Origin of the sequence: Rhodococcus (subgen. Prescottella) equi (assembly GCF_003013675.1) — a bacterium.
GTDB classification, from domain to species: Bacteria; Actinomycetota; Actinomycetes; order Mycobacteriales; family Mycobacteriaceae; genus Prescottella; species Prescottella equi.
The window spans coordinates 4,921,467-4,940,631 of the sequence record NZ_CP027793.1; the positions used below are offsets into that span (position 1 = coordinate 4,921,467).

The following is a 19,165-nucleotide window of genomic DNA, read 5'->3' on the forward strand; positions in this document are numbered from 1 at the left end:
AGCGATAAGTGCGCAAAACGCGAGGGGGGACGAAACCCTGTGGCGGGGGGCGGATTCCGGGGAGCATCGACCCGAAGTAACAGACCACTTACGTCGTTACTGAAGCCGCACTTGACCTCGAATGTGACCGCACTTACTCTGTGCGAAGTTCGCTCACCGCTACAGGTTGTGCGTTATTAGTAACTTCGCAGTTCGAGCGAGTTTCAGAGCAACGGAGATTCAAGTCATGAGCGCGTGCCCGATCGATCACAAGGCCCTCCAGAACATGGGATGCCCGGTTTCCGCGAATGCCGCCGCCTTCGATCCCTTCACCGGTCCGTACCAGGTGGATCCCGCGGCGTCGCTGCGCTGGTCGCGCGACGAGGAGCCGGTCTTCTACAGCCCCGAGCTCGGCTACTGGGTGGTCACCCGATACGAGGACGTCAAATCCGTCTTCCGCGACAACATCCTGTTCTCGCCGTCGATCGCACTCGAGAAGATCACCCCGGTCTCGGAAGAGGCGACGGCGACGCTCGCCAAGTACGACTACGCGATGGCGCGCACCATGGTGAACGAGGACGAGCCCGCGCACATGCCGCGCCGCCGAGCGCTGATGGACCCGTTCACACCCAAGGAACTGGTCCACCACGAGCCGATGGTCCGCCGCCTCACCCGTGAGTACGTGGACCGGTTCATCGACACCGGCCGCGCCGACCTGGTCGACGAGATGCTGTGGGAGGTACCGCTCACCGTCGCCCTGCACTTCCTCGGCGTGCCGGAGGAGGACATGGACGAGCTGCGCAGCTACTCGATTGCGCACACCGTCAACACGTGGGGCCGCCCCGCGGTCGAGGAGCAGGTCGCGGTCGCCGAGGCCGTGGGCAAGTTCTGGCAGTACGCCGGCACGGTGCTCGAGAAGATGCGCAAGGATCCGTCCGGCCACGGGTGGATGCCGTTCGGCATCCGCGTCCAGCAGGAGCAGCCGGACGTCGTCACCGACTCGTACCTGCACTCGATGATGATGGCGGGAATCGTTGCGGCGCACGAGACCACGGCCAACGCCTCGGCCAACGCCTTCCGTCTGCTGCTCGAGAACCGCAGCGTCTGGGAGGAGATCTGCGCCGACCCGAGCCTGATCCCGAACGCGGTCGAGGAGTGCCTGCGCCATTCCGGTTCGGTGGCCGCGTGGCGCCGACTGGTCACCGACGACACCACCATCGGCGGCATCGAGATCCCGAAGGGATCGAAGCTGCTGATCGTCACCTCGTCGGCCAACCACGACGAGCGACACTTCGACAATGCCGACGATTTCGACATCCGCCGCGAGAACTCCAGCGACCATCTGACGTTCGGTTACGGCAGCCACCAGTGCATGGGCAAGAACCTCGCCCGCATGGAAATGCAGATCTTCCTCGAGGAGTTCACCAAACGCATCCCGCACATGGAGCTGGTCCCCGACCAGGAGTTCACCTACCTGCCCAACACGTCGTTCCGCGGACCGGATCACGTTCTGGTGCAGTGGGACCCGGCCAAGAATCCGGAGCGCGCCGACCCGTCGATCCTCGACGAGCGGCAGCCCGTGAAGATCGGTGAGCCGTCGAAGACCAACATCTCGCGGACCGTCACGGTCGACGCCGTCACCCCCGTCGCCGACGGCGTCGTGCGCGTGACACTGTCCGATCCGTCGGGCAAGCCGCTGCCCAAGTGGACGCCGGGCTCGCACATCGACGTCGAACTGGGTGACCTGTCCCGGCAGTACTCGCTGTGCAGCGACCCGAACGATCTGTCGCACTACGAGATCGCGGTGCTCGAGGAGCCCGAGAGCCGCGGCGGATCGCGCTACGTGCACCGCACCCTGCAGGCCGGGCACACACTGAAGATGCGCGGCCCGCGCAACCACTTCAAGCTCGACCCCGACGCGCAGCGCTACGTCTTCGTGGCCGGGGGCATCGGCATCACTCCGGTGATCGCGATGGCCGACCACGCCAAGGCCATCGGCAAGGACTACGAGATCCACTACTGCGGGCGTGACGTCGCGACCATGGCGTTGCTCGACCGGCTGACGGCCGATCACGGCGACAAGGTCGAGATCCACTCGAGCGCCGCCGGCAACCGCCTCGACATCCCGGCCCTCCTCGCGACCCCCGTCGACGGCACCCAGATCTACTCGTGCGGACCGGAACGCCTGCTCGCCGCGCTCGAGGAGGCCACCGCGCACTGGCCCGAGGACTCGCTGCACGTCGAGCACTTCACGTCGAACCTGGCCACGCTCGACCCGGCCAACGAGCACGCGTTCGAGGTGGAGTTGCGCGACTCCGGCCTGACCATCCAGGTCGCTGCCGATCAGACGGTGCTCGACGCCCTGCGCGCGTCGAACATCGACATCCAGAGCGACTGCGAGGAGGGGCTGTGCGGATCGTGCGAAGCCCCGGTCCTCGACGGTGAGGTGGACCACCGCGACATGGTGCTCACCAAGACCGAACGGGCACAGAACAAGTCGATGATGACGTGCTGCTCGCGCGCGTGCGGCAAGAAGATCAGTCTCGCCCTCTGATCCCCTCCCCAGAATCTCTCCAGCACCCGAAAGGATCCGTCATGGGATCTCCGTCCGTCACCGGGGCCGCCGTGCCGCCGGGTTCGGCCACCACCGATCAGCCCCCGAAGTCCAGCTTCAAGCGCGTCCTGACCGGCAGTATGGCCGGTGCCGTGCTCGAGTGGTACGACTTCGCGATCTACGGCATCCTCGCCGCGACCGTCCTCGGCCCGCTGTTCTTCCCCGGTGACGACGGCGTCGCGAAGCTGCTGCTGGCGCTCGCCACCCAGGGCCTCGGCTTCATCGCCCGCCCGCTGGGCGGCATCGTGTTCGGCCATCTCGGCGACAAGTTCGGCCGAAAGCCGATGCTGGTCACCACCTTCATCCTGCTGGGTACCGCGACGGCCGCGATCGGCCTGCTGCCGACGTACGACCAGATCGGCATCTGGGCGACGGTCGCGCTGGTGGTGCTGCGCATGATCCAGGGCTTCGCGCTCGGCGGCGAGTTCGGTGCCGCGGTGCTGCTGGTCAGCGAGTACGGCGAGCCGAAGAAGCGTGGCTTCTGGGCGTCGTGGCCGCAGGCCGGCGCCCCGATGGGCACGGTGCTGGCGACCGTCATCGTCTCGGTCCTCGGCTTCTTCCTCACCGACGACGCGTTCGACCAGTGGGGCTGGCGTGTGGCCTTCCTGTTCGCGATCCCGCTGCTGATCGTCGGCTTCTGGGTGCGCCGCGGCGTCGAGGAGTCCCCGGTCTTCAAGGCCGCACAGGAGCAGGCCGCGAAGGCGCCTGCGACGCAGGAACGTTCGTCGATTCTTGAGGCACTGAGCCGCCCTCGCGCCGTTCTGATCGGCCTGGGCATGCGCCTCGGCGAGAACATCGCGTTCTACGTGTACACGGTCTTCGTCATCGCGTACGCCACGACGTACTTCGACTTCCACCGCGGTGACATCATCCTGGCTGTGACGTTCGCGTCGCTGTTCCAGTTCGTCGGCATGATCGGCGGCGGCGCTTGGTCGGACCGCATCGGCCGCAAGAAGGCGATGCTGGTGCCCGCGATCATCCTCGTGGTGTGGGCGCCGGTGTTCTTCTGGCTGGTCCAGCTCGAGAGCCTGCCGATGCTGTGGCTCGGCGTGTGCGTGGGCGCGTTCTTCCACGGCATGCTGGCCGGTCCGGAGGCGGCATGGATCACCGAGCTGTTCCCGACCCGCTACCGGTACGCCGGTTCGTCGCTGGTGTTCCAGGGCTCGTCGATCATCGCGGGTGCCCCGGCGCCGTTCATCGCGGTGTGGCTGATCGAGAACTTCGGCGTCGGCACCGTCATCGGATACCTGGTGGTGACGATGGCGATCACCGTGGTGGCGCTGCTGCTGAGCCGGGAGACCAAGGGCGTGGACCTCGACGAGGTCGCGTGATCGGGACCGCCGGGTCGGCTGATCCGGCCTGACGATATGGGCCCCGGTCCGATTCCCCGCGTGGGATCGGGCCGGGGCCCATATCGTTCGGCATACTCGACGGCGGCAGTTACAGACAGGAGACTTCGAATGACCATCGCTCACAAGCTCGTCGGGCACGGCCCGGTCAAGGTGATCGCGCTGCACGGCTGGTTCGGCACGTCCGAGGGCTGGGGCATGCTCCCCGAGCTCGTCGACGCCGACACCTACACGTACGCGCTCATCGACTACCGCGGCTACGGCGCCCGCAAGGACGAGGCCGGCGAGTACACGCTCGAGGAGATCTCGGCGGACACCCTCGCCCTCGCCGACGAGCTGGGCTGGGACCGCTTCGCCCTGGTCGGACATTCGATGGGTGGCGCCGCGGCGCTGCGCGTGCTGGCGGACGCCCCGGAGCGTGTCACCGCGGTCGTCGGCATCAGTCCGGTGCCCGCGTCGGGCGTCCCGTTCGACGCCGACAGCGAGGCGTTGTTCACGGGTGCCGAGAACGAGGACGGCAACCGCTACGCGATCCTCGACTTCACGACCGGTAACCGGCAGTCGGCCACGTGGCTGAACCAGATGACCGAGTTCTCCGTCGAGCACACGACGCGCCCGGCGTTCGGTGCGTACCTGCGCGCGTGGGGCGGGGCCGATTTCGTCGATGCGCTGCCGCAGACGTCGATCCCGGTCAAGGCGATCGTCGGCGAGCACGATCCCGCGTTGGGCGCCGAGACGATGAAGGCGACGTGGATGGCGCAGCTGCCGCAGTGCGAACTCGACGTTCTCGCGAACGCCGGCCACTACGCGATGTTCGAGGCTCCGGTCGCACTGATCACCAGCATGGAGGCCGTGCTCTCCGAGCTGAAGTGAGCTGATCCGAGCTGACACCACGGCAGCGCCGGTACCCCGCGGATGGGGTACCGGCGCTGCCGTCTTCGTGGATCCGGACGTGTTGCCGGTCAGGGCTTCCCGGTGAAGACCGGGTCCTCGAAGGAACGACGGGATCGAACCCAGGAGGGGGACAGGGCGTCGACGATCTCGTCGGTCACGGACTCGTCGAACACGACGATGCGGTCCGCGATGCGCCACTGCCCGTCGCGCCGCTCGAACCGGTCGACGTAGCGGCACTTGACGGTGGCCCGGGACTGCGGGCCACCCGCGACGGCGGGCGCCTGCCGCAGGTAGCACAGGCAGTACGACTCGACGTCCGCCGTGTCGCCGTCGAGATCGATGAGCACGTTGGTGACGTAGTGCAGCGACGAGTCGATGGTGGCGTGCCGGCTCTTCATGTCCTCGATGAGTCCCGCCACGGTGCCGATGTAGCCGCCGTGGTTGTCGATCGCGTCGGGGAAGTAGCAGTCGGCGACGCGATCGAAGTCCTTGCGGTCCACCGCCCGCGCGTAGCGGTAGAGGACCTCGGTGATCTCCTGCTTGTCGATGAGCGACACGCGCTCTCCTCTCGTGACGAACGGGCCCTGCCGGTGTCGCCACCGGCAGGGCCCGAGGGGACGAACTAGTCGACGCGGAGCTCGATGCCCTTGGTCTCCTTGACGAAGAAGATCGCGCCGAGCGTGAGCAGCGCACAGAACACGAAGTAGAACGCCGGCGCGAGGTTGTTCCCGGTGATGTCGATCAACCACGTCGCGATGAACGGGGCCGTGCCACCGAGAGCCATGTTGGTGATGTTGTTACCCAGGGCCAGGCCGCTGTAGCGGACCGACGCCTTGAGCATCTCGACGTACGTCACGTAGGACGCACCGTTGACCACCGACACCGCGATGAACAGGACGGACTGGCCGACGATCGCCTGCCAGATGCTGCCACCCGCCATGAGCATGAACATCGGGACGCCCAGGACCACGGCGGCAACCGTGCCGGTGAACAGGACGGGCTTGCGGCCGTACTTGTCCGCCAGGTAGCCGGCGATCGGCAGCGTGATGACACCGAGAACCAGCGCGAGCGACGTGGACAGGAAGGCGACGGTCGACGACTGGCCGCCGGCCTTCTGCAGGTACGTCGCCGCGTACACCGAGGCGATGTAGTAGCCGCCGGTGATGAGCGCACCCAGGAAGATGATCTTCACCAGCGCCGGACCGGAGCTGCTGAGCAGTTCCTTGACCGGCACCTTCGCGGTCTCGCCCTTGTCCTCGAGCTCCTTGAACTGCGGGGTGTCCTCCATGTGGTTCCGGATCCAGATACCGACGACGCCGATGACGACCGACAGCAGGAACGGGATACGCCACGCCCACGACATGATCTGGTCGTGCGTGAACACGGAGGTGAGCGCCAGCGCGGTCAGCGATGCCACCAGCGAACCGATGTAGGTGCCGGAGTTGACCATCGAGGTCTGGAACGCGCGCCACCTGGCCGGAGCGGACTCCGACACGAAGGCGTTGGCGCCACCCAGCTCGCCACCGGCAGCGAAGCCCTGCAGGCAACGGGCCAGCACCAGGATCGCCGTCGCCCACACACCGAGCGTGACGTAGGTGGGCATCATTCCCATCGCCGCCGTCGCGACGACCATCAGCAGAATCGTCCAGGACAGGGCGTTCTTGCGGCCGTACTTGTCGCCGATGTGGCCGAAGAAGATGCCACCGGGCACACGCAGGAAGAACGCGACCGCGAACGTCGCGAACGTGCCGAGCAGTGCGGCGGTGTCGTTCTCCGAGACGAAGAACAGCGACGCGATGATGGTCGCCATGTAGCCGTAGATACCGAAGTCGTAGTACTCGACGACGGTGCCGACGATGGCCGCACGCACCACCTTGACGGTGGACTGCTTCGGCTGGGTCTCTGTCTGCACGGGATCCGGTCCTCGGGCGGGCTCGGGGTTACGAACCGCGGGCTCCACAATATCGTTCGTTGGCATGGATGGTCCTTTGTAAGTGTCTGGTGCGCAACACGCTCGGTGTCAGATTCCTGCAGTTGTCAGTGCCGTCGACGTCGTCGACTCGCCGCGGGCGGTGCGCGCGGCGTTCATTCCGGCGATCCGGCCCATCGTGAGGGCGTTCGCCACGGCGTTGCCGCCGCCCACGTACCGGAGGCCGAGGATGCCGGCTCCGGCCTCACCGGCCGCGAAGAGTCCCTGGACCGGGCGTCCGGTCCGGTCCAGTACCGATGCGTTGCCGTCGATCTCGACGCCCGCGTGTGTGCAGACGAGTTCGGCGGGCAGAAGTCGGGCCGCGTAGAACGGCCCCTGGTCGATCGGGTCGGGGTCGGCGGTCGATCCCTTGTTCGCGAGGGTGCGATGACGCAGGAAGTCGTCGTCGACACCGTTCGGGAGTTGGTCGTTCCACCGCGCGACGGCCGCCTCGAGAGCATCGGCGGGCACGCCCATCGCGGCGGCGAGTTCGGTGAGCGTGTCCGCTCGGAGGGTGCGCCCGGCCTCGGCCTCGTCGAGAATCCGCTCGGGAGCCCAATCAGTATAGCCCGCAGGAAGATTCAGTCTAGCCCTTTCGTCGAAGACGACCCAGGCCCCGCCCTGCTGTGCGTCGATGATCCCGGTCGAGACCGCGTACGACGCGTCCTCGTCCATGAACCGACGGCCGTCGCCGTTGACGTAGATCCGCGACTTGGGCGGGAAGCCCGACTGCCAGTGGTGGAACCGCTGGAAGTAGACGGTGGGCAGCATCAGACCCCAGCCCTCGCCGGTGACGGCCGCGTCGACCTGCTCACCGAACGCCAGGTGGTCGCCCCGGCTGCCCTCGGCGGCCACGACGAAGAGGGAGTCCCCGCCCCGGTTCGCGAACGGGTAGAGGCGGTCGACCAGATCCTTGTTCTGCGCGAATCCGCCGCTGGCGATCACCACTGACGACGCGCGGACCTCGATGTCGTCGGCGACCACACCGGCCACCCGGCCGTCCTCGACAAGCAACGATTGCACGCGGGTGTTCAGAACCACCTCGACGCCCTGGTCGCGGCGCGCCTTGTCGAGCACCTGGACCAGCCCGTAACCCTGATCCTTGGGCACGTGCCCGCGCCAGACGTCCTCGACGCCGGCCTGCGCGAGACCCGGCATGTGGGCGTTGGCGGATTCGCGGGCCGGAATCTCCACGCCCAGGCCGATCAGCCACTCCAGCGTGGGGCCGGCGTTCTCACAGAAGGCGCGGACCAGACCCGGCTTGAGCATCCAGTGGTTGAGGTCCATGTAGTGCTGGAAGAACTTCTCGGCCGTGTCCTCGATCCCGAGGCCCCGCTGGACGCTCGTGCCGGCGGCGGTGAACAATCCCGCCGACAGCTGCGTCGAGCCGCCCAGTTCGGTCTGCGACTCGAACAGCAGCACCGATGCACCCTGCTCGGCCGCCGAGACCGCGGCCGCGAGTCCCGCTCCGCCGCCGCCGATCACGACGACGTCCCAGTTGTCTTCACTCATGAGAGGGCTCCTCCCGTCTCGGCGAGAATGCGGTGGTACAGCCCGTTGGACACCAGGCCGCCGTCGACCGTCACCTCACTGCCGTTCATGTACGTGGACCGGTCGGACAGCAAAAACAGCACCGCATCCGTGATCTCGTCGACGGTGCCCATGCGTCCGGCCGGGATGCTCTGCAGCGAGGCCTTGACGAAGGCGTCCGCTCCCCCGACGAGAGCGGTGCCCACCAGCCCGGGATGCACGGAGTTCACCCGGATGCCCCACTGCGCGAACTGTCCGGCCGCCGACTTCGACAGCCCGGTCAGTCCCCACTTGCTCGACGCGTACGCCGGCGAGAAGTAGCCGACCTGGCCGGAGATCGACGAGATGTTCACGATCGATCCGCCGCCGCTCTCCCGCATCAGCGGTGCGGCGGCCTTCATCCCGTAGAACGGACCGAACAGGTTGATCCGCATGGTCAGTTCCCAGATGTCGTCCGGGGTGTCCATGAACTCGCGTCGCCGACTGATGCCGGCGTTGTTGACCAGACCACCGAGTTCGCCCTTGGTGGAGCGGATCTCGTCGATCACCCGGGTCCAGGCCGCGGAGTCCGCGACGTCGAGTTCATGCGCCGACGCGCTGCCACCGGCAGCCTCGATCTCGGCCATGACCGCGGAGCTGTCCGCGACGTCGGCGACGCAGACGTGCACGCCCCGTGCGGCCAATGCCTTCGCATGGCCCGCGCCCATGCCGCCGGCGGCGCCGGTGACGAGGACGACGTTCGGGAAAGTCTCGGAAGTGGAGCCTGCAGAACGACCCGTCGACTCAGACATGGCGCGAACCACCGTCGACGGCGATGGAATGGCCGGTGACGTAGCGGGCGCTGTCCGAGAGCAGGAACAGCAGCGGCCCGAAGACCTCCTCGGGCGAGCCGAGGCGGTGCAGCGGCACCACGCTCAGCGCGTGCTCGAGGGCGGCGGGATCCTCGCGGACCCACCGGGTCATCTCGGTGTCGATGTAGCCGGGGGCGATGGCGTTGACGCGAATACCCTTGTCGCCCAGTTCGACAGCGAGCGACTCGGTGAGGTGCGCGACGGCCGCCTTCGAGGTGCAGTATGCGCCGCGTCCACGGCGGATGCGCAGCGCCGACACCGACGACATGTTCACGATCGCGCCGCCCGGCGCCATGTGGCGGGACGCGGCCTGCGCGCCGAACAGCACACCCTCGACGTTGACGTCGAGCACCGCGGCGATCTGTTCGGGGGAGATCTCGTCGACCAGCGCGAACGGGAAGATGCCCGCGTTGTTGATCCAGAAGTCGATGTGGCCGAACTCCTTCAGCGCGACCTGCGCGAGCGCCTCGTGCTCGTCCGCCTTGGTGACGTCGATGCGGGTGCCGACGACGCGTCCGGGCGTCTCGGCCAGCGAGTTCGCGGCGAGCGCGGCGTTGATCTCGTCGGCGGTGGCCGCCATCTGCTCCTCGTTGATGTCGGCGCCGACGACGTTGACGCCGCGGGTGGCGAGACCGGCCGCGAAGGCCGCGCCCATACCCCGGGCAGCGCCGGTGACGACGGCGACCTTGCCGGCCATCTCCGGGTACAGCGCAGTCATCAGGGACGCGTCGGTGCGGCCGGGGTTCTGGGTGTCAGCGGTTTCGGTCATGATCGGGTGTTCCTCCAAAAACAATGTTCTGCAAAAGATTCGGGATGCACGTCTGTCGAGCCCCGAGATGTCAGGACTGAGGGGCCTGATCGTCCCGGCGGACGACGCGGCGCGCAATGCGCCACTGCCCGCCCTCTCGCACCACCCGGTCGGTGACGGTGGTGAACCGCACGAGGCGGGAATCCCCACCTATCCGGGTCGCGACGATCTGCAGGTAGGCGTGGACCTCGAGCTCGTCGTCACCGACACGATCGACGGCGATGTTGGTGAGCACGTGCCGATGCGCCTCCCCCGCCACGGACGCGTTCGTGAAGAACGCGTCGGCGAACTGGGTGAGCGCCTCGACTCCCACGACCGGGGCCGGGTAGCTGGGTGAGTGGAATTCACCGTCTGCCGTGAAGGTGGCCGCCCACTCGGACGCGTGCCCCTCGTCGATGAGGTGGCTCTGCCGCCCGTACAGCTGGTGGATCTCCACGATCGCCACTGCACCGATGTCGGCGCGTGCCTCGATCCCTGTCATCACGAACTCCTCGACCCTCGACGGCGCTTCCCGAACGGGATTGCGCCGTCACACTCGGTGTGCGATAATCGAACGCATAGTGCGATTAAGAAGAAGCGTAGGTGTCTCGCCTCACACGAGTCAAGGGAGGGATCCATGGCGTCGGTCGGTTCCGATGAACGGATGAACGAAAGTGCTGGGAGAACGGGCGCGGTCCAGCTCGATTCACGGATGTCGAAGACGCTGCACAACGGGCTCGAGATCCTCGAGTTGCTGACGCAACACAAGTACGGGCTGACGATCACCGAGATCGGCGAGGGAATCGGCGTGCATCGCACCGTCGCGGATCGGCTGGTGCGCACCCTCGAGGCGCACCGACTGTGCCGACGGACCGAGAGCAAACGCATCCTGCTGGGGTCGGGACTGGTGACGCTCGCGGGCTCGGTGGAGCAGGACCTGCGCGAACTCGCCCGCCCCATCCTCGAGGAGCTCGCGGATTCCGTGGAGGCGACCGCGCACCTCGCGGTCCGGGAGGGCGAGGACTCGGTCCGCGCGCTCATGGTGATCGAGCCGCGCAACTCCCGGGCGCACGTCGGCTTCAACGCCGGCCAGATCGACCCGATCAACCGCGGGTCGGCGGGATTGGCGATGCTCGCGGCGCTGCCGCCGCAGGAGGGCGAGCGCCCCGAGGTCACGCGCGCCCGCGAGCGCGGATTCGCGGTGACCTCGGGCGAGGTCACTCATTCGGTCACGGGCATATCCGCCACGCTGCCGAACCGCCGGCCGGCTGACCTGGTGAGCATCGGTGTCTCGGTGTTCGATTCGTCGGAGGAGCAGAAGCTGGGCGAGGCGGTCATGGCCGCGGCCCGGCGACTGGGGGCGCTACTGCTCCGCTGACCGCCGCAAGGCGGGTCAGGTCAGCGAGAATCCCTGACCCGCAGGGCGAGTCCGGCCACGAGGCAAGCCACGGCTGCGGTCGCGAGCACCAGGGGGCTCATGGACCAGCCCCCGACGTGGGTGGCGACGAACGCGACGGCCGGCGGTCCCACGATCGACCCGACGTTCGACAACTGCACCACCAGTCCGTTGACGGGGCCGATCTCGCGCGGTCCGCGGGCGGCGCTGGGCACGGCTGCGAACACCGCGGCCGGCAGCAGCCCACCGAGAAGGGCGAAAGCGATTGCAGCGCCGTAGGACAGGCCGAACGGCGACCACCCGGCGTAGACGAGGACGGCAGCCAGGCCCATCGACGTCGCGGCCACCGCGATCAGCGTGCCGGGGCGTACGCCCCGATGCAGCAACACTCCGGAAACGACGTTGCCGACGATGTTGCCGAGGACGACGAGCGCGGTGAGGATCGCCGCAGAGGTGTCGGCCCACCCGCCCGATGCGTACACGGTGGGCAGGAACCCGATGACCGCGAGGTACTGCAGCGAGTAGGTGCCGAAGGCGACAGCGATCAGTACTGCAGCCGGGTTGCGCCACACGGTAGCTCGCTTCGCGCCGGCCGACGCAGCCGGAACCCCGGCCACGCGAGGCACCACTGCGACCACCAGGCCCGCGCACCCGAGCAGCAGTCCGGCGTTGACGGCCCACAGCCCCCTCCAGCCGACCGCGTCGATGATCAACGGGCCCAGCAGAATCGCGACGAACTGTCCGAGCGGCATGTAGATGCCCCACAGCCCGAGCGCGAAGCGGCGATGCCGGTCCCCCGACGCCGCCGTGATGGTGGCGGGAGCGGACACCGCGACGCCCATGAAGCCGAGCCCCTCGAGGACCCGGGAGAACAGCAACGCCGGTGTCCCGGGACCGATCGCACCGAGCCCGGCGCCGGCTGCGAGGGCGAGCAGAGCGAACGCCAGCATTCGGCGTCGGCCGAGTCTGTCGACGAATCCGCCTGCCGCACTGCCCAGCAGAGCGCCCACGAACGTGTACGACGACAGCAGGACCCCTGCCGCGGTCAGGCTCATTCCGAGATCGTCGCGCACCGTCGGCAGTGCGACGATGACCTTGCCGACCTGACTGGCGGCCAGGACCCCGGCAAGCAATGCGACGGCCACCACCGGCCACGAAGACGACTCCAGCGCCGCCGGCTGCTGCCGGGCGGCGCTGGACTCGGAGACCTGCTCAGCCACCGATGGTGGCGTCCACGTTCCGGTCGGCAGGAACGGTGAGCGACGGATCGGCGGCTGCCGCGATGGCCTCCTCGAACTCACGCTGCCCCACCTGTGAACCGAGGACCAGGGCGAGGCGCGCGAGGAAGCCCTCGCGGTCTTTCTCGCCGACCTGGTCGAGCGCGTCGGACAGACCCATCCACACGTTCTCGCGGCGCAGCTCCGCCGGATCGATGGCGGGTCCGCTGTCGACGGTGGCGCTGGCACCGGTCGGGGCATCCCCCAGTGAAAGGTGGCGGGCGACGTCCTCGATTCGTCCGACACCGTCGATGCGACACAGCAGCAGACCGTCGGGGCGGATCACGAAGACCTCGCCGTCGCGGGCACCGAGCGCGGCGACGATCCCGCCGTCGGCGTCGGGCACGACGGAGACCGACGCGTCGGACGTGTCGCTACCGATCAGGATGGCGCGCACCGACTCCGGAGCCAACGCCGCGGCGAGAGTTGCAGTCGCGGCGGCCAGCGCCGCGGCATCGACCTGCACACCGAGCACCGCGAAACCGGTGCCGCGCAGCTTGTTGAGTGACGTCTCGGTGCCGTCGGCGGTCACGACGCGACGATCGTCGACCGGGTCGCCGGCGGCGACGCCCGCGACATCGGCCGGAGTGGGCCACGTGAGCGGCGAGATCCGGGCGTTGGTGGCGCTGGACTGCCGCGGGTTGATGAGGTGGCTGAACTCGGGGCGGTTGACGGCCAGCGCGAGGATCGCGTCCCGCGTCGTCAGGTAGCCGTGGCTCCCGGGCGACATGATGAGCGTGCTCTTGCCGGCGTTCGCGACGTTCTGCCGCCACGCGTCGTGGCGCTCCACCGAGTACGCCTGCAGCATCTTCTCGTCGGCATTGCCGTGGATCACCGCGGCGAGCTGCCAGGCGAGGGTCTCGGCGTCCTCCATGCCCGAGTTCAACCCGCGGACACCGAAGATCGGCACCAGATGGGCGGCGTCGCCGGCGAACAGCAGGCGACCGTGCGTGAAGTCCTCGAGCGCCAGCGCGCGAGCGCTGTAGAAGCCGTGCCATTCGAGGGTCCACGGCAGATCGTTCTGCAGCCACTCCAGGTGCCGCGTGATGCGGTCCCGGATGCGGTCCTCCTGCGTCTCGATCTCGGCGTCCTCGGACGGGTCGAGCTGATAGTCGATGCGCCAGATGTTCTTGGGCTGCTTGTGCATGATGATCGTCGAGCCGGGGTTGCTCGGCGGATCGAACCAGACCATGCGCTCGGCCGGCAGTTCCGACTCCCAGTGGATGTCGGCGATGACGTAGCGGCCGTCGTAGTTGTTGCCCTGCAGCCGGAGTCCGGCCAGTTCGCGCATGCGGCTGCGGCCACCGTCGGCGGCCACGACCCAGCGGGCGCGCAGGTGGCGCTTGCCACCGGCACAGTCGACCTCAAGAGTGACCTCGTCGTCGGCGCGCAGCACGCCGGCGATGCTCGCCGACCAGTGCAGCGTGATGAGGGGGTTCGCCTCGATCGTGTCGACCATGATCTGCTCGAACTCCGACTGGGAGACGTTGATCATGGGCGGGCGCACGTCGTGGTCGGCGTTGCGCATCTGGAAGTGCAGCACCTGCTGGTCGCGGTAGAAGCTGCGGCCACCGACCCACGGGAGCACGATCTTCTCCAGCTCGGCGCCGAAGCCGAGGCGCGCGGCGGCCTCGAGGCTGTGGCGGGAGATACAGATCGCGCGGCTGCCGAAGGACACCTGGTCGGCGGCCTCGATGATCGTGACGGGGATGCCGCGCTGCGCGAGGCCGAGCGCGACGGCCATGCCGACCGGGCCGGCACCGACCACGACGACCGGGAGGGTCTCGTCGGTGGCCGCCATCGAATCGAAGGCCGAGGCCGGGTATTTCTTGGGCTGGTAGTAGGTCGACATGGAGCTAGACCGCTTCCTGCTCGATCGGACGGGAGGACGTGGTACCGGGAACCTTCAGCACGAGGATGCTGGCGAGGCTGATCAGGGCGATCAGCACGAAGTACCCGGTGATCGCGAGCGACGTGTCGAAGCTCGCGTACAGCGCGGTGGCGATGATCGGGGCGAGACCGCCGCCGAGGATGGCGCCGATCTGGTAGCCGAGGGAGGCACCCGAGTAGCGGATCGCCGGCGGGAACAGCTCCGCGAACAGCGCGGACTGGGGTCCGGCGCAGCAGCCGAGGGTGAAGCCGAGGCCGATCATCGCGACGATCATGACGGGCAGGACCGCGGTGTCCATGAGCGGGAAGAACACGGCGGCGGCGATCACGAGCGCGATCGAGCTGCGCACGTAGACGGGACGACGTCCCATGGTGTCGGACTTCCACGCGCTGAATGCCATGCCGGCCATCCAGAACGGGCACGAGCCGATCAGCAGGAACAGCATCGTGGTCTTGCTGAAGCCGAGTTCGGTCTCCCCGTACTTGAGGACGTAGACCATGTACGCGTACGCGATGCCGTTGGTGGCGATGAACGTGCCCCCGGCCAGCAGCACCGTCTTCCAGTGCTTGGTGAGGACCTCCATGATCGGCAGCTTGTTCGGCTGCTCCTGGTCCTTGGTCTCCTTGAACTCGTTGCTCTCCTCGAGGCCGAGCCGGATCCACATCGCGACCAGCACGAGGACGGCGCTGAGCAGGAACGGGATTCGCCAACCCCACGCCTTGAAGGTCTCGTCGCTCATGAAGGCGGTCAGCGGCAGGTAGACGAGGTTCGCGACGAGGACACCCGCCGGGACGCCGATCTGCGGGGCCGCACCGTAGAGGCCCTTGCGCCCCTCGGGGGCGTTCTCGGTGGCGACGAGCACCGCGCCGCCCCATTCGCCGCCGACGCCGAGGCCCTGGACGAAGCGCAGCGTCACGAGCAGGATCGGGGCGAACACGCCGATCGCGTCGTAGTTGGGGAGCACACCGATGCCGACGGTCGCGAAGCCCATGAGCAACAGCGAGATGACGAGCATCGACTTCCGGCCGACGCGGTCGCCGAAGTGGCCCATGACGACGCCACCGATGGGACGCGCGATGAAGCCGACGGCGAGCGTCGCGAACGACGCCAACGTGCCCGCGAGGTCCGAGGAGTTCGGGAAGAACTGGTGCCCGAGTACCAGCGCCGCGGCCGTGCCGTAGATGAAGAAGTCGTACCACTCGATCGCGGTGCCGACGAAGCTGCCGAGCGCGGCCTTGCGGGCCTTGCGGTGCAACTCCTGCGGCGGAGCCGCAGCCATGGTTGCCGTCATGGTTCGGGTGCCTTTCAACTCTGGAGGCATGCAGGGACGAAACCCACCTGCACACATGCCGACTAAGCGGCCTGCAGGACATCTTGACCTGGATCACATCGCGTGAAAAGCGCAAGAAAGCGGGGTGAATGCGCAGAAATCCTGAGGTTTGTCACTCAGGTGCGGCGCACGCCCGGGTAGCGGACTCGCCGCTTCGGATCCTGCCTTGTTCCGGACCGATTGTCCCGTGTGAGAGTGCCTACACCGACGCCGTCTCAGTGGGCTGCGACATCTCCTGCGACATCGCCGTCCACCGCGAAGTCGACAAAGGCGCGCGCGGTTCGGCTCAGCAGCGCGTCCTGCGACCACGCCAGGAGGATGTCGACCTCCGGCACCGGAGGCTCCACCTCCGGGCGGACGACGACGCCGAGCCCCTCGTACGTGACGTCGAGCTGCGGCCGCTGGATCAGCAGCGTCCAGCCGAAGCCGCGGCCGACGAGCGCGCGGGCGGTCTCGAAGTTCTTGGGACGAAACCGCACCTGCGGAGTGAAGCCGGCGCGGCTGCACATCTGCAGCGCATGGAACGAACTCGGTGGGGCGTCGAGCAGCACCATCGGCTCGTCGGCGAGCTCGGCTAGCTCGACGACCGGCGCGTCGGCCAGACGATGGTCGGCGGGCAGCAGGATCGCGGGCTGCCGGGTGTCCATCCGGGCCCGCCGCAGTTCCGGCGACAGGTCGAGGTCGTAGACGATCGCGAGGTCCAGCTCGCCCGACATCAGCCGCCCTTCGAGGCGGTCCTGGGTGTCCTCGACGAAGTCGACGGTGACCTGAGGGTGCAGCTGGTTGAACTCGTACAGCAGCCGCGGCAGCAGTGTCGGGCCGAGCGACGAGTAGCAACCGATCGCGAGCGGACCGGTGAGCACGCCCTCCGCCCCGGATGCCTCGGCGGCGAGGTCGCCCGCCTGCTCGAGCAGCGCCTTCGCGCGAATCAGCACCCGTTCGCCCGTCGGGGTGAGTTGGACGCCGTGCGCCCGCCGGCGCACGCACAGCTGCGACTTGAGTCCGCGCTCGAGTTCGGTGATCGCGAGCGAGACCGCGGACTGCGAGACGTGCAGCCGATCCGCGGCGGCCCGGATGGTGCCGGTCTCGGCGACGGCGACGAACACGAACAGCTGACGCATCGTGTACGCCGGCGGCCTTGCCGAGCTGACCATGGTTACCTCCGGGCATCGATTCTCGCACGGGTTCCGCAAACCACGATCGAGGGGAATACTCGCCAGTAGCTTGTTCGCTAGGTTCTTCGATCGCTCTCTTCGAGGAGGCGGATCACGGTGACACCGACCCAGGTGACGGAGGAACAGGCCCGCGCGGTCGCCGAGGAGGCCCGCGAGAGCGGCTGGGAGAAACCGTCCTTCGCCAAGGAACTGTTCCTCGGGCGATTCCCGCTCGACCTCGTCCATCCCTTCCCCCGGCCCGCCCCCGACGAGGCCGCGCGAACCGACGTCTTCCTCGCCGACCTCGAGCGGTACTGCCGGGGGATCGACGGGTCGGTGATCGAGCGGGACGCCCGCATCCCCGACGAGTACGTCGCCGGGTTGGCCGAACTCGGTTGCTTCGGGCTCAAGGTGCCGGTCGAGTACGGCGGGCTCGGACTGTCCCAGGTCGCCTACAACCGCGCGCTGATGGTGGTGTCGTCGGTACACGGGAGCCTCGGCGCGTTGCTGTCGGCGCACCAGTCGATCGGTGTGCCGGAACCACTGAAGCTGGCCGGCACCGAAGAGCAGAAGAAGAAGTTCCTGCCGCGCTGCGCGAAGGGCGCGATCTCGGCGTTCCTCCTCACCGAGCCCGACGTCGGCTCCGACCCTGCGCGGATGGCGTCGACGGCGACCCCGACCGATGACGGTTCCGCGTATCTACTCGACGGCGTCAAGCTGTGGACCACCAACGGTGTGGTGGCCGAGCTGCTGGTGGTGATGGCGCGGGTGCCGCGCAGCGAGGGGCGCCCCGGCGAGCCGGGCAGTGGACATCGCGGCGGGATCAGCGCGTTCGTCGTCGAGGCCGACTCCCCCGGCATCACCGTCGAACACCGCAATGCGTTCATGGGCCTGCGCGGGATCGAGAACGGCGTGACCCGGCTGAATCAGGTACGGGTCCCGGCCGAGAACCTCGTCGGTCGCGAGGGGGACGGACTCAAGATCGCGTTGACCACTCTCAACGCGGGCAGGTTGGCGATTCCTGCGATGTGCGCGGGGGCCGCCAAGTGGTCGCTCAAGATCGCGCGCGAATGGTCCGCCGAACGGGTGCAGTGGGGCCGGCCGGTCGGCGAGCACGGTGCGGTGGCGGCCAAGATCTCGTTCATCGCGGCCACCGCGTACGCGCTCGAGGCCGTCCTCGATCTGGCCGGCAGGATGTCCGACGAGGGGCGCAACGACATCCGCATCGAGGCCGCACTGGCCAAACTGTGGTCCAGCGAGATGGCCTGCCGGATCGCCGACGACCTGGTCCAGATCCGCGGCGGACGCGGCTACGAGACCGCGGCGTCACTGGCGGCCCGCGGCGAACGAGCAGTGCCGGCGGAGCAGTTGCTGCGCGATCTGCGGATCAATCGCATCTTCGAGGGCTCGAGCGAGATCATGCGCCTGCTCATAGCTCGCGAAGCCGTCGATGCGCACCTCGCCGCCGCGGGCGATCTGGCCGATCCGAAGGCGAACCTGCAGCACAAGGCGAGGGCAGCGCTCGGGGCGAGCGGCTTCTACGCGCGGTGGCTGCCGCACCTGGTGTCCGGCAAGGGCCAGCTGCCCACGTCGTACAGCGAGTTCGGTTCGCTGGCAACGCATCTACGCTTCGTGGAAAGGAACGCGCGCAAGCTCGCCCGCTCCACGTTCTACGGCATGGCGCGCTGGCAGGCCGGCATGGAGAAGCACCAGTCGTTCCTCGGCCGCGTCGTCGATATCGGTGCCGAGCTGTTCGCGATGTCTGCGGCCTGTGTGCGGGCGGACATGGAGCACACGGAGGATCCGGTCCGCGGCGCGGCCGCCGTCGACCTCGCCGACGCCTTCTGTCGGCAGTCGCGGCTACGGATCGAGCGGCTGTTCGCGGCGCTGTGGGAGAACACCGACGACACCGACCATCGGATCTCGCGCGGCGTGCTCGGCGGCGAGTACACGTGGCTCGAGGCCGGAGTCCTCGACCAGTCGGAGGGCACCGGGCCGTGGATCGCGTCCTGGGCGCCCGGACCGTCGACGGAGGAGAACGTCGCGCGCAGATTCTCGACCACCACAGTCGAGGGGGCCACCACATAGCCTGCGTTCAACTGGCTCCAATTCCCTGTGGAGCCCGATGGTTTTCCCCTCCGAGT

Annotated in this window: 15 protein-coding genes; 5 read left to right on the forward strand and 10 right to left on the reverse strand. The window is 68.1% G+C overall.

The window, feature by feature from the left end; translation table 11 throughout:
* The first annotated feature begins 226 nt into the window (after positions 1-226).
* The 3 genes from C7H75_RS22805 to C7H75_RS22815 all read left to right on the forward strand — a co-directional run bounded on the left by C7H75_RS22805 (position 227) and on the right by C7H75_RS22815 (position 4,815).
* Positions 227-2,533 carry a cytochrome P450/oxidoreductase gene (locus C7H75_RS22805; RefSeq protein ID WP_106851869.1) on the forward strand — a complete coding sequence of 769 codons (2,307 nt, stop codon included), beginning with the start codon at positions 227-229 and terminating at the stop codon, positions 2,531-2,533.
* A gap of 41 nt (positions 2,534-2,574) precedes the next feature.
* The gene (locus C7H75_RS22810; protein WP_005517058.1) at positions 2,575-3,924 is read left to right on the forward strand and encodes an MFS transporter; all 1,350 of its coding nucleotides are present in this window, start codon (positions 2,575-2,577) and stop codon (positions 3,922-3,924) included.
* 129 nt (positions 3,925-4,053) lie between these two features.
* Positions 4,054-4,815, forward strand: a complete 762-nt coding sequence (locus C7H75_RS22815) for an alpha/beta fold hydrolase (RefSeq protein WP_013417470.1) — start codon at positions 4,054-4,056, stop codon at positions 4,813-4,815.
* 89 nt (positions 4,816-4,904) lie between these two features.
* On the opposite strand, the gene C7H75_RS22820 is transcribed toward C7H75_RS22815, so the two are convergent.
* From C7H75_RS22820 to C7H75_RS22845, 6 genes are all read right to left on the reverse strand, one after another.
* A complete protein-coding gene (locus tag C7H75_RS22820) occupies positions 4,905-5,393 on the reverse strand; it encodes a nuclear transport factor 2 family protein (protein WP_013417471.1) in 489 nt (162 codons plus the stop codon).
* Positions 5,394-5,458: 65 nt separating this feature from the next.
* A complete protein-coding gene (locus C7H75_RS22825; protein WP_005517052.1) occupies positions 5,459-6,748 on the reverse strand; it encodes an MFS transporter in 1,290 nt (429 codons plus the stop codon).
* A 108-nt stretch (positions 6,749-6,856) separates the two neighbouring features.
* Positions 6,857-8,317, reverse strand: a complete 1,461-nt coding sequence (locus C7H75_RS22830) for an FAD-dependent oxidoreductase (protein ID WP_022598361.1) — start codon at positions 8,315-8,317, stop codon at positions 6,857-6,859.
* Positions 8,314-9,126 carry an SDR family NAD(P)-dependent oxidoreductase gene (locus C7H75_RS22835; RefSeq protein ID WP_022598364.1) on the reverse strand — a complete coding sequence of 271 codons (813 nt, stop codon included), beginning with the start codon at positions 9,124-9,126 and terminating at the stop codon, positions 8,314-8,316. Before C7H75_RS22835 ends, C7H75_RS22830 begins: the two co-directional genes overlap by 4 nt.
* Positions 9,119-9,955: an SDR family NAD(P)-dependent oxidoreductase gene (locus C7H75_RS22840; protein ID WP_081187234.1), complete on the reverse strand. Its 837-nt coding sequence runs from the start codon at positions 9,953-9,955 to the stop codon at positions 9,119-9,121. The genes C7H75_RS22835 and C7H75_RS22840 overlap by 8 nt, the downstream gene beginning before the upstream one ends.
* Positions 9,956-10,025: 70 nt before the next feature.
* Positions 10,026-10,475 (reverse strand): nuclear transport factor 2 family protein, encoded by a 450-nt coding sequence (locus C7H75_RS22845; RefSeq protein ID WP_022598366.1) that lies wholly within the window; start codon positions 10,473-10,475, stop codon positions 10,026-10,028.
* Between the two features lie 162 nt (positions 10,476-10,637).
* On the opposite strand from C7H75_RS22845, the gene C7H75_RS22850 reads away from it, so the two are divergent.
* Positions 10,638-11,351, forward strand: coding sequence for an IclR family transcriptional regulator (locus tag C7H75_RS22850; protein WP_231813587.1), 714 nt, complete (start codon positions 10,638-10,640; stop codon positions 11,349-11,351).
* Positions 11,352-11,371: 20 nt separating this feature from the next.
* Here C7H75_RS22850 and C7H75_RS22855 read toward each other — a convergent pair whose 3' ends face one another.
* The 4 genes from C7H75_RS22855 to C7H75_RS22870 form a co-directional block, all read right to left on the reverse strand.
* Positions 11,372-12,589 carry an MFS transporter gene (locus C7H75_RS22855; protein ID WP_106851870.1) on the reverse strand — a complete coding sequence of 406 codons (1,218 nt, stop codon included), beginning with the start codon at positions 12,587-12,589 and terminating at the stop codon, positions 11,372-11,374.
* Positions 12,582-14,498: an FAD-dependent monooxygenase gene (locus C7H75_RS22860; RefSeq protein WP_106851871.1), complete on the reverse strand. Its 1,917-nt coding sequence runs from the start codon at positions 14,496-14,498 to the stop codon at positions 12,582-12,584. The genes C7H75_RS22855 and C7H75_RS22860 overlap by 8 nt, the downstream gene beginning before the upstream one ends.
* Before the next feature lie 4 nt (positions 14,499-14,502).
* Positions 14,503-15,828: an MFS transporter gene (locus C7H75_RS22865; protein WP_005517038.1), complete on the reverse strand. Its 1,326-nt coding sequence runs from the start codon at positions 15,826-15,828 to the stop codon at positions 14,503-14,505.
* A 254-nt stretch (positions 15,829-16,082) separates the two neighbouring features.
* Positions 16,083-17,021, reverse strand: a complete 939-nt coding sequence (locus tag C7H75_RS22870; protein ID WP_013417479.1) for a LysR substrate-binding domain-containing protein — start codon at positions 17,019-17,021, stop codon at positions 16,083-16,085.
* Between the two features lie 117 nt (positions 17,022-17,138).
* Between C7H75_RS22870 and C7H75_RS22875 the strand changes: the two genes are divergently transcribed.
* On the forward strand, positions 17,139-19,109 hold the full coding sequence (locus C7H75_RS22875; RefSeq protein ID WP_084845973.1) for an acyl-CoA dehydrogenase family protein: 1,971 nt from the start codon (positions 17,139-17,141) through the stop codon (positions 19,107-19,109).
* Positions 19,110-19,165: the final 56 nt, after the last annotated feature.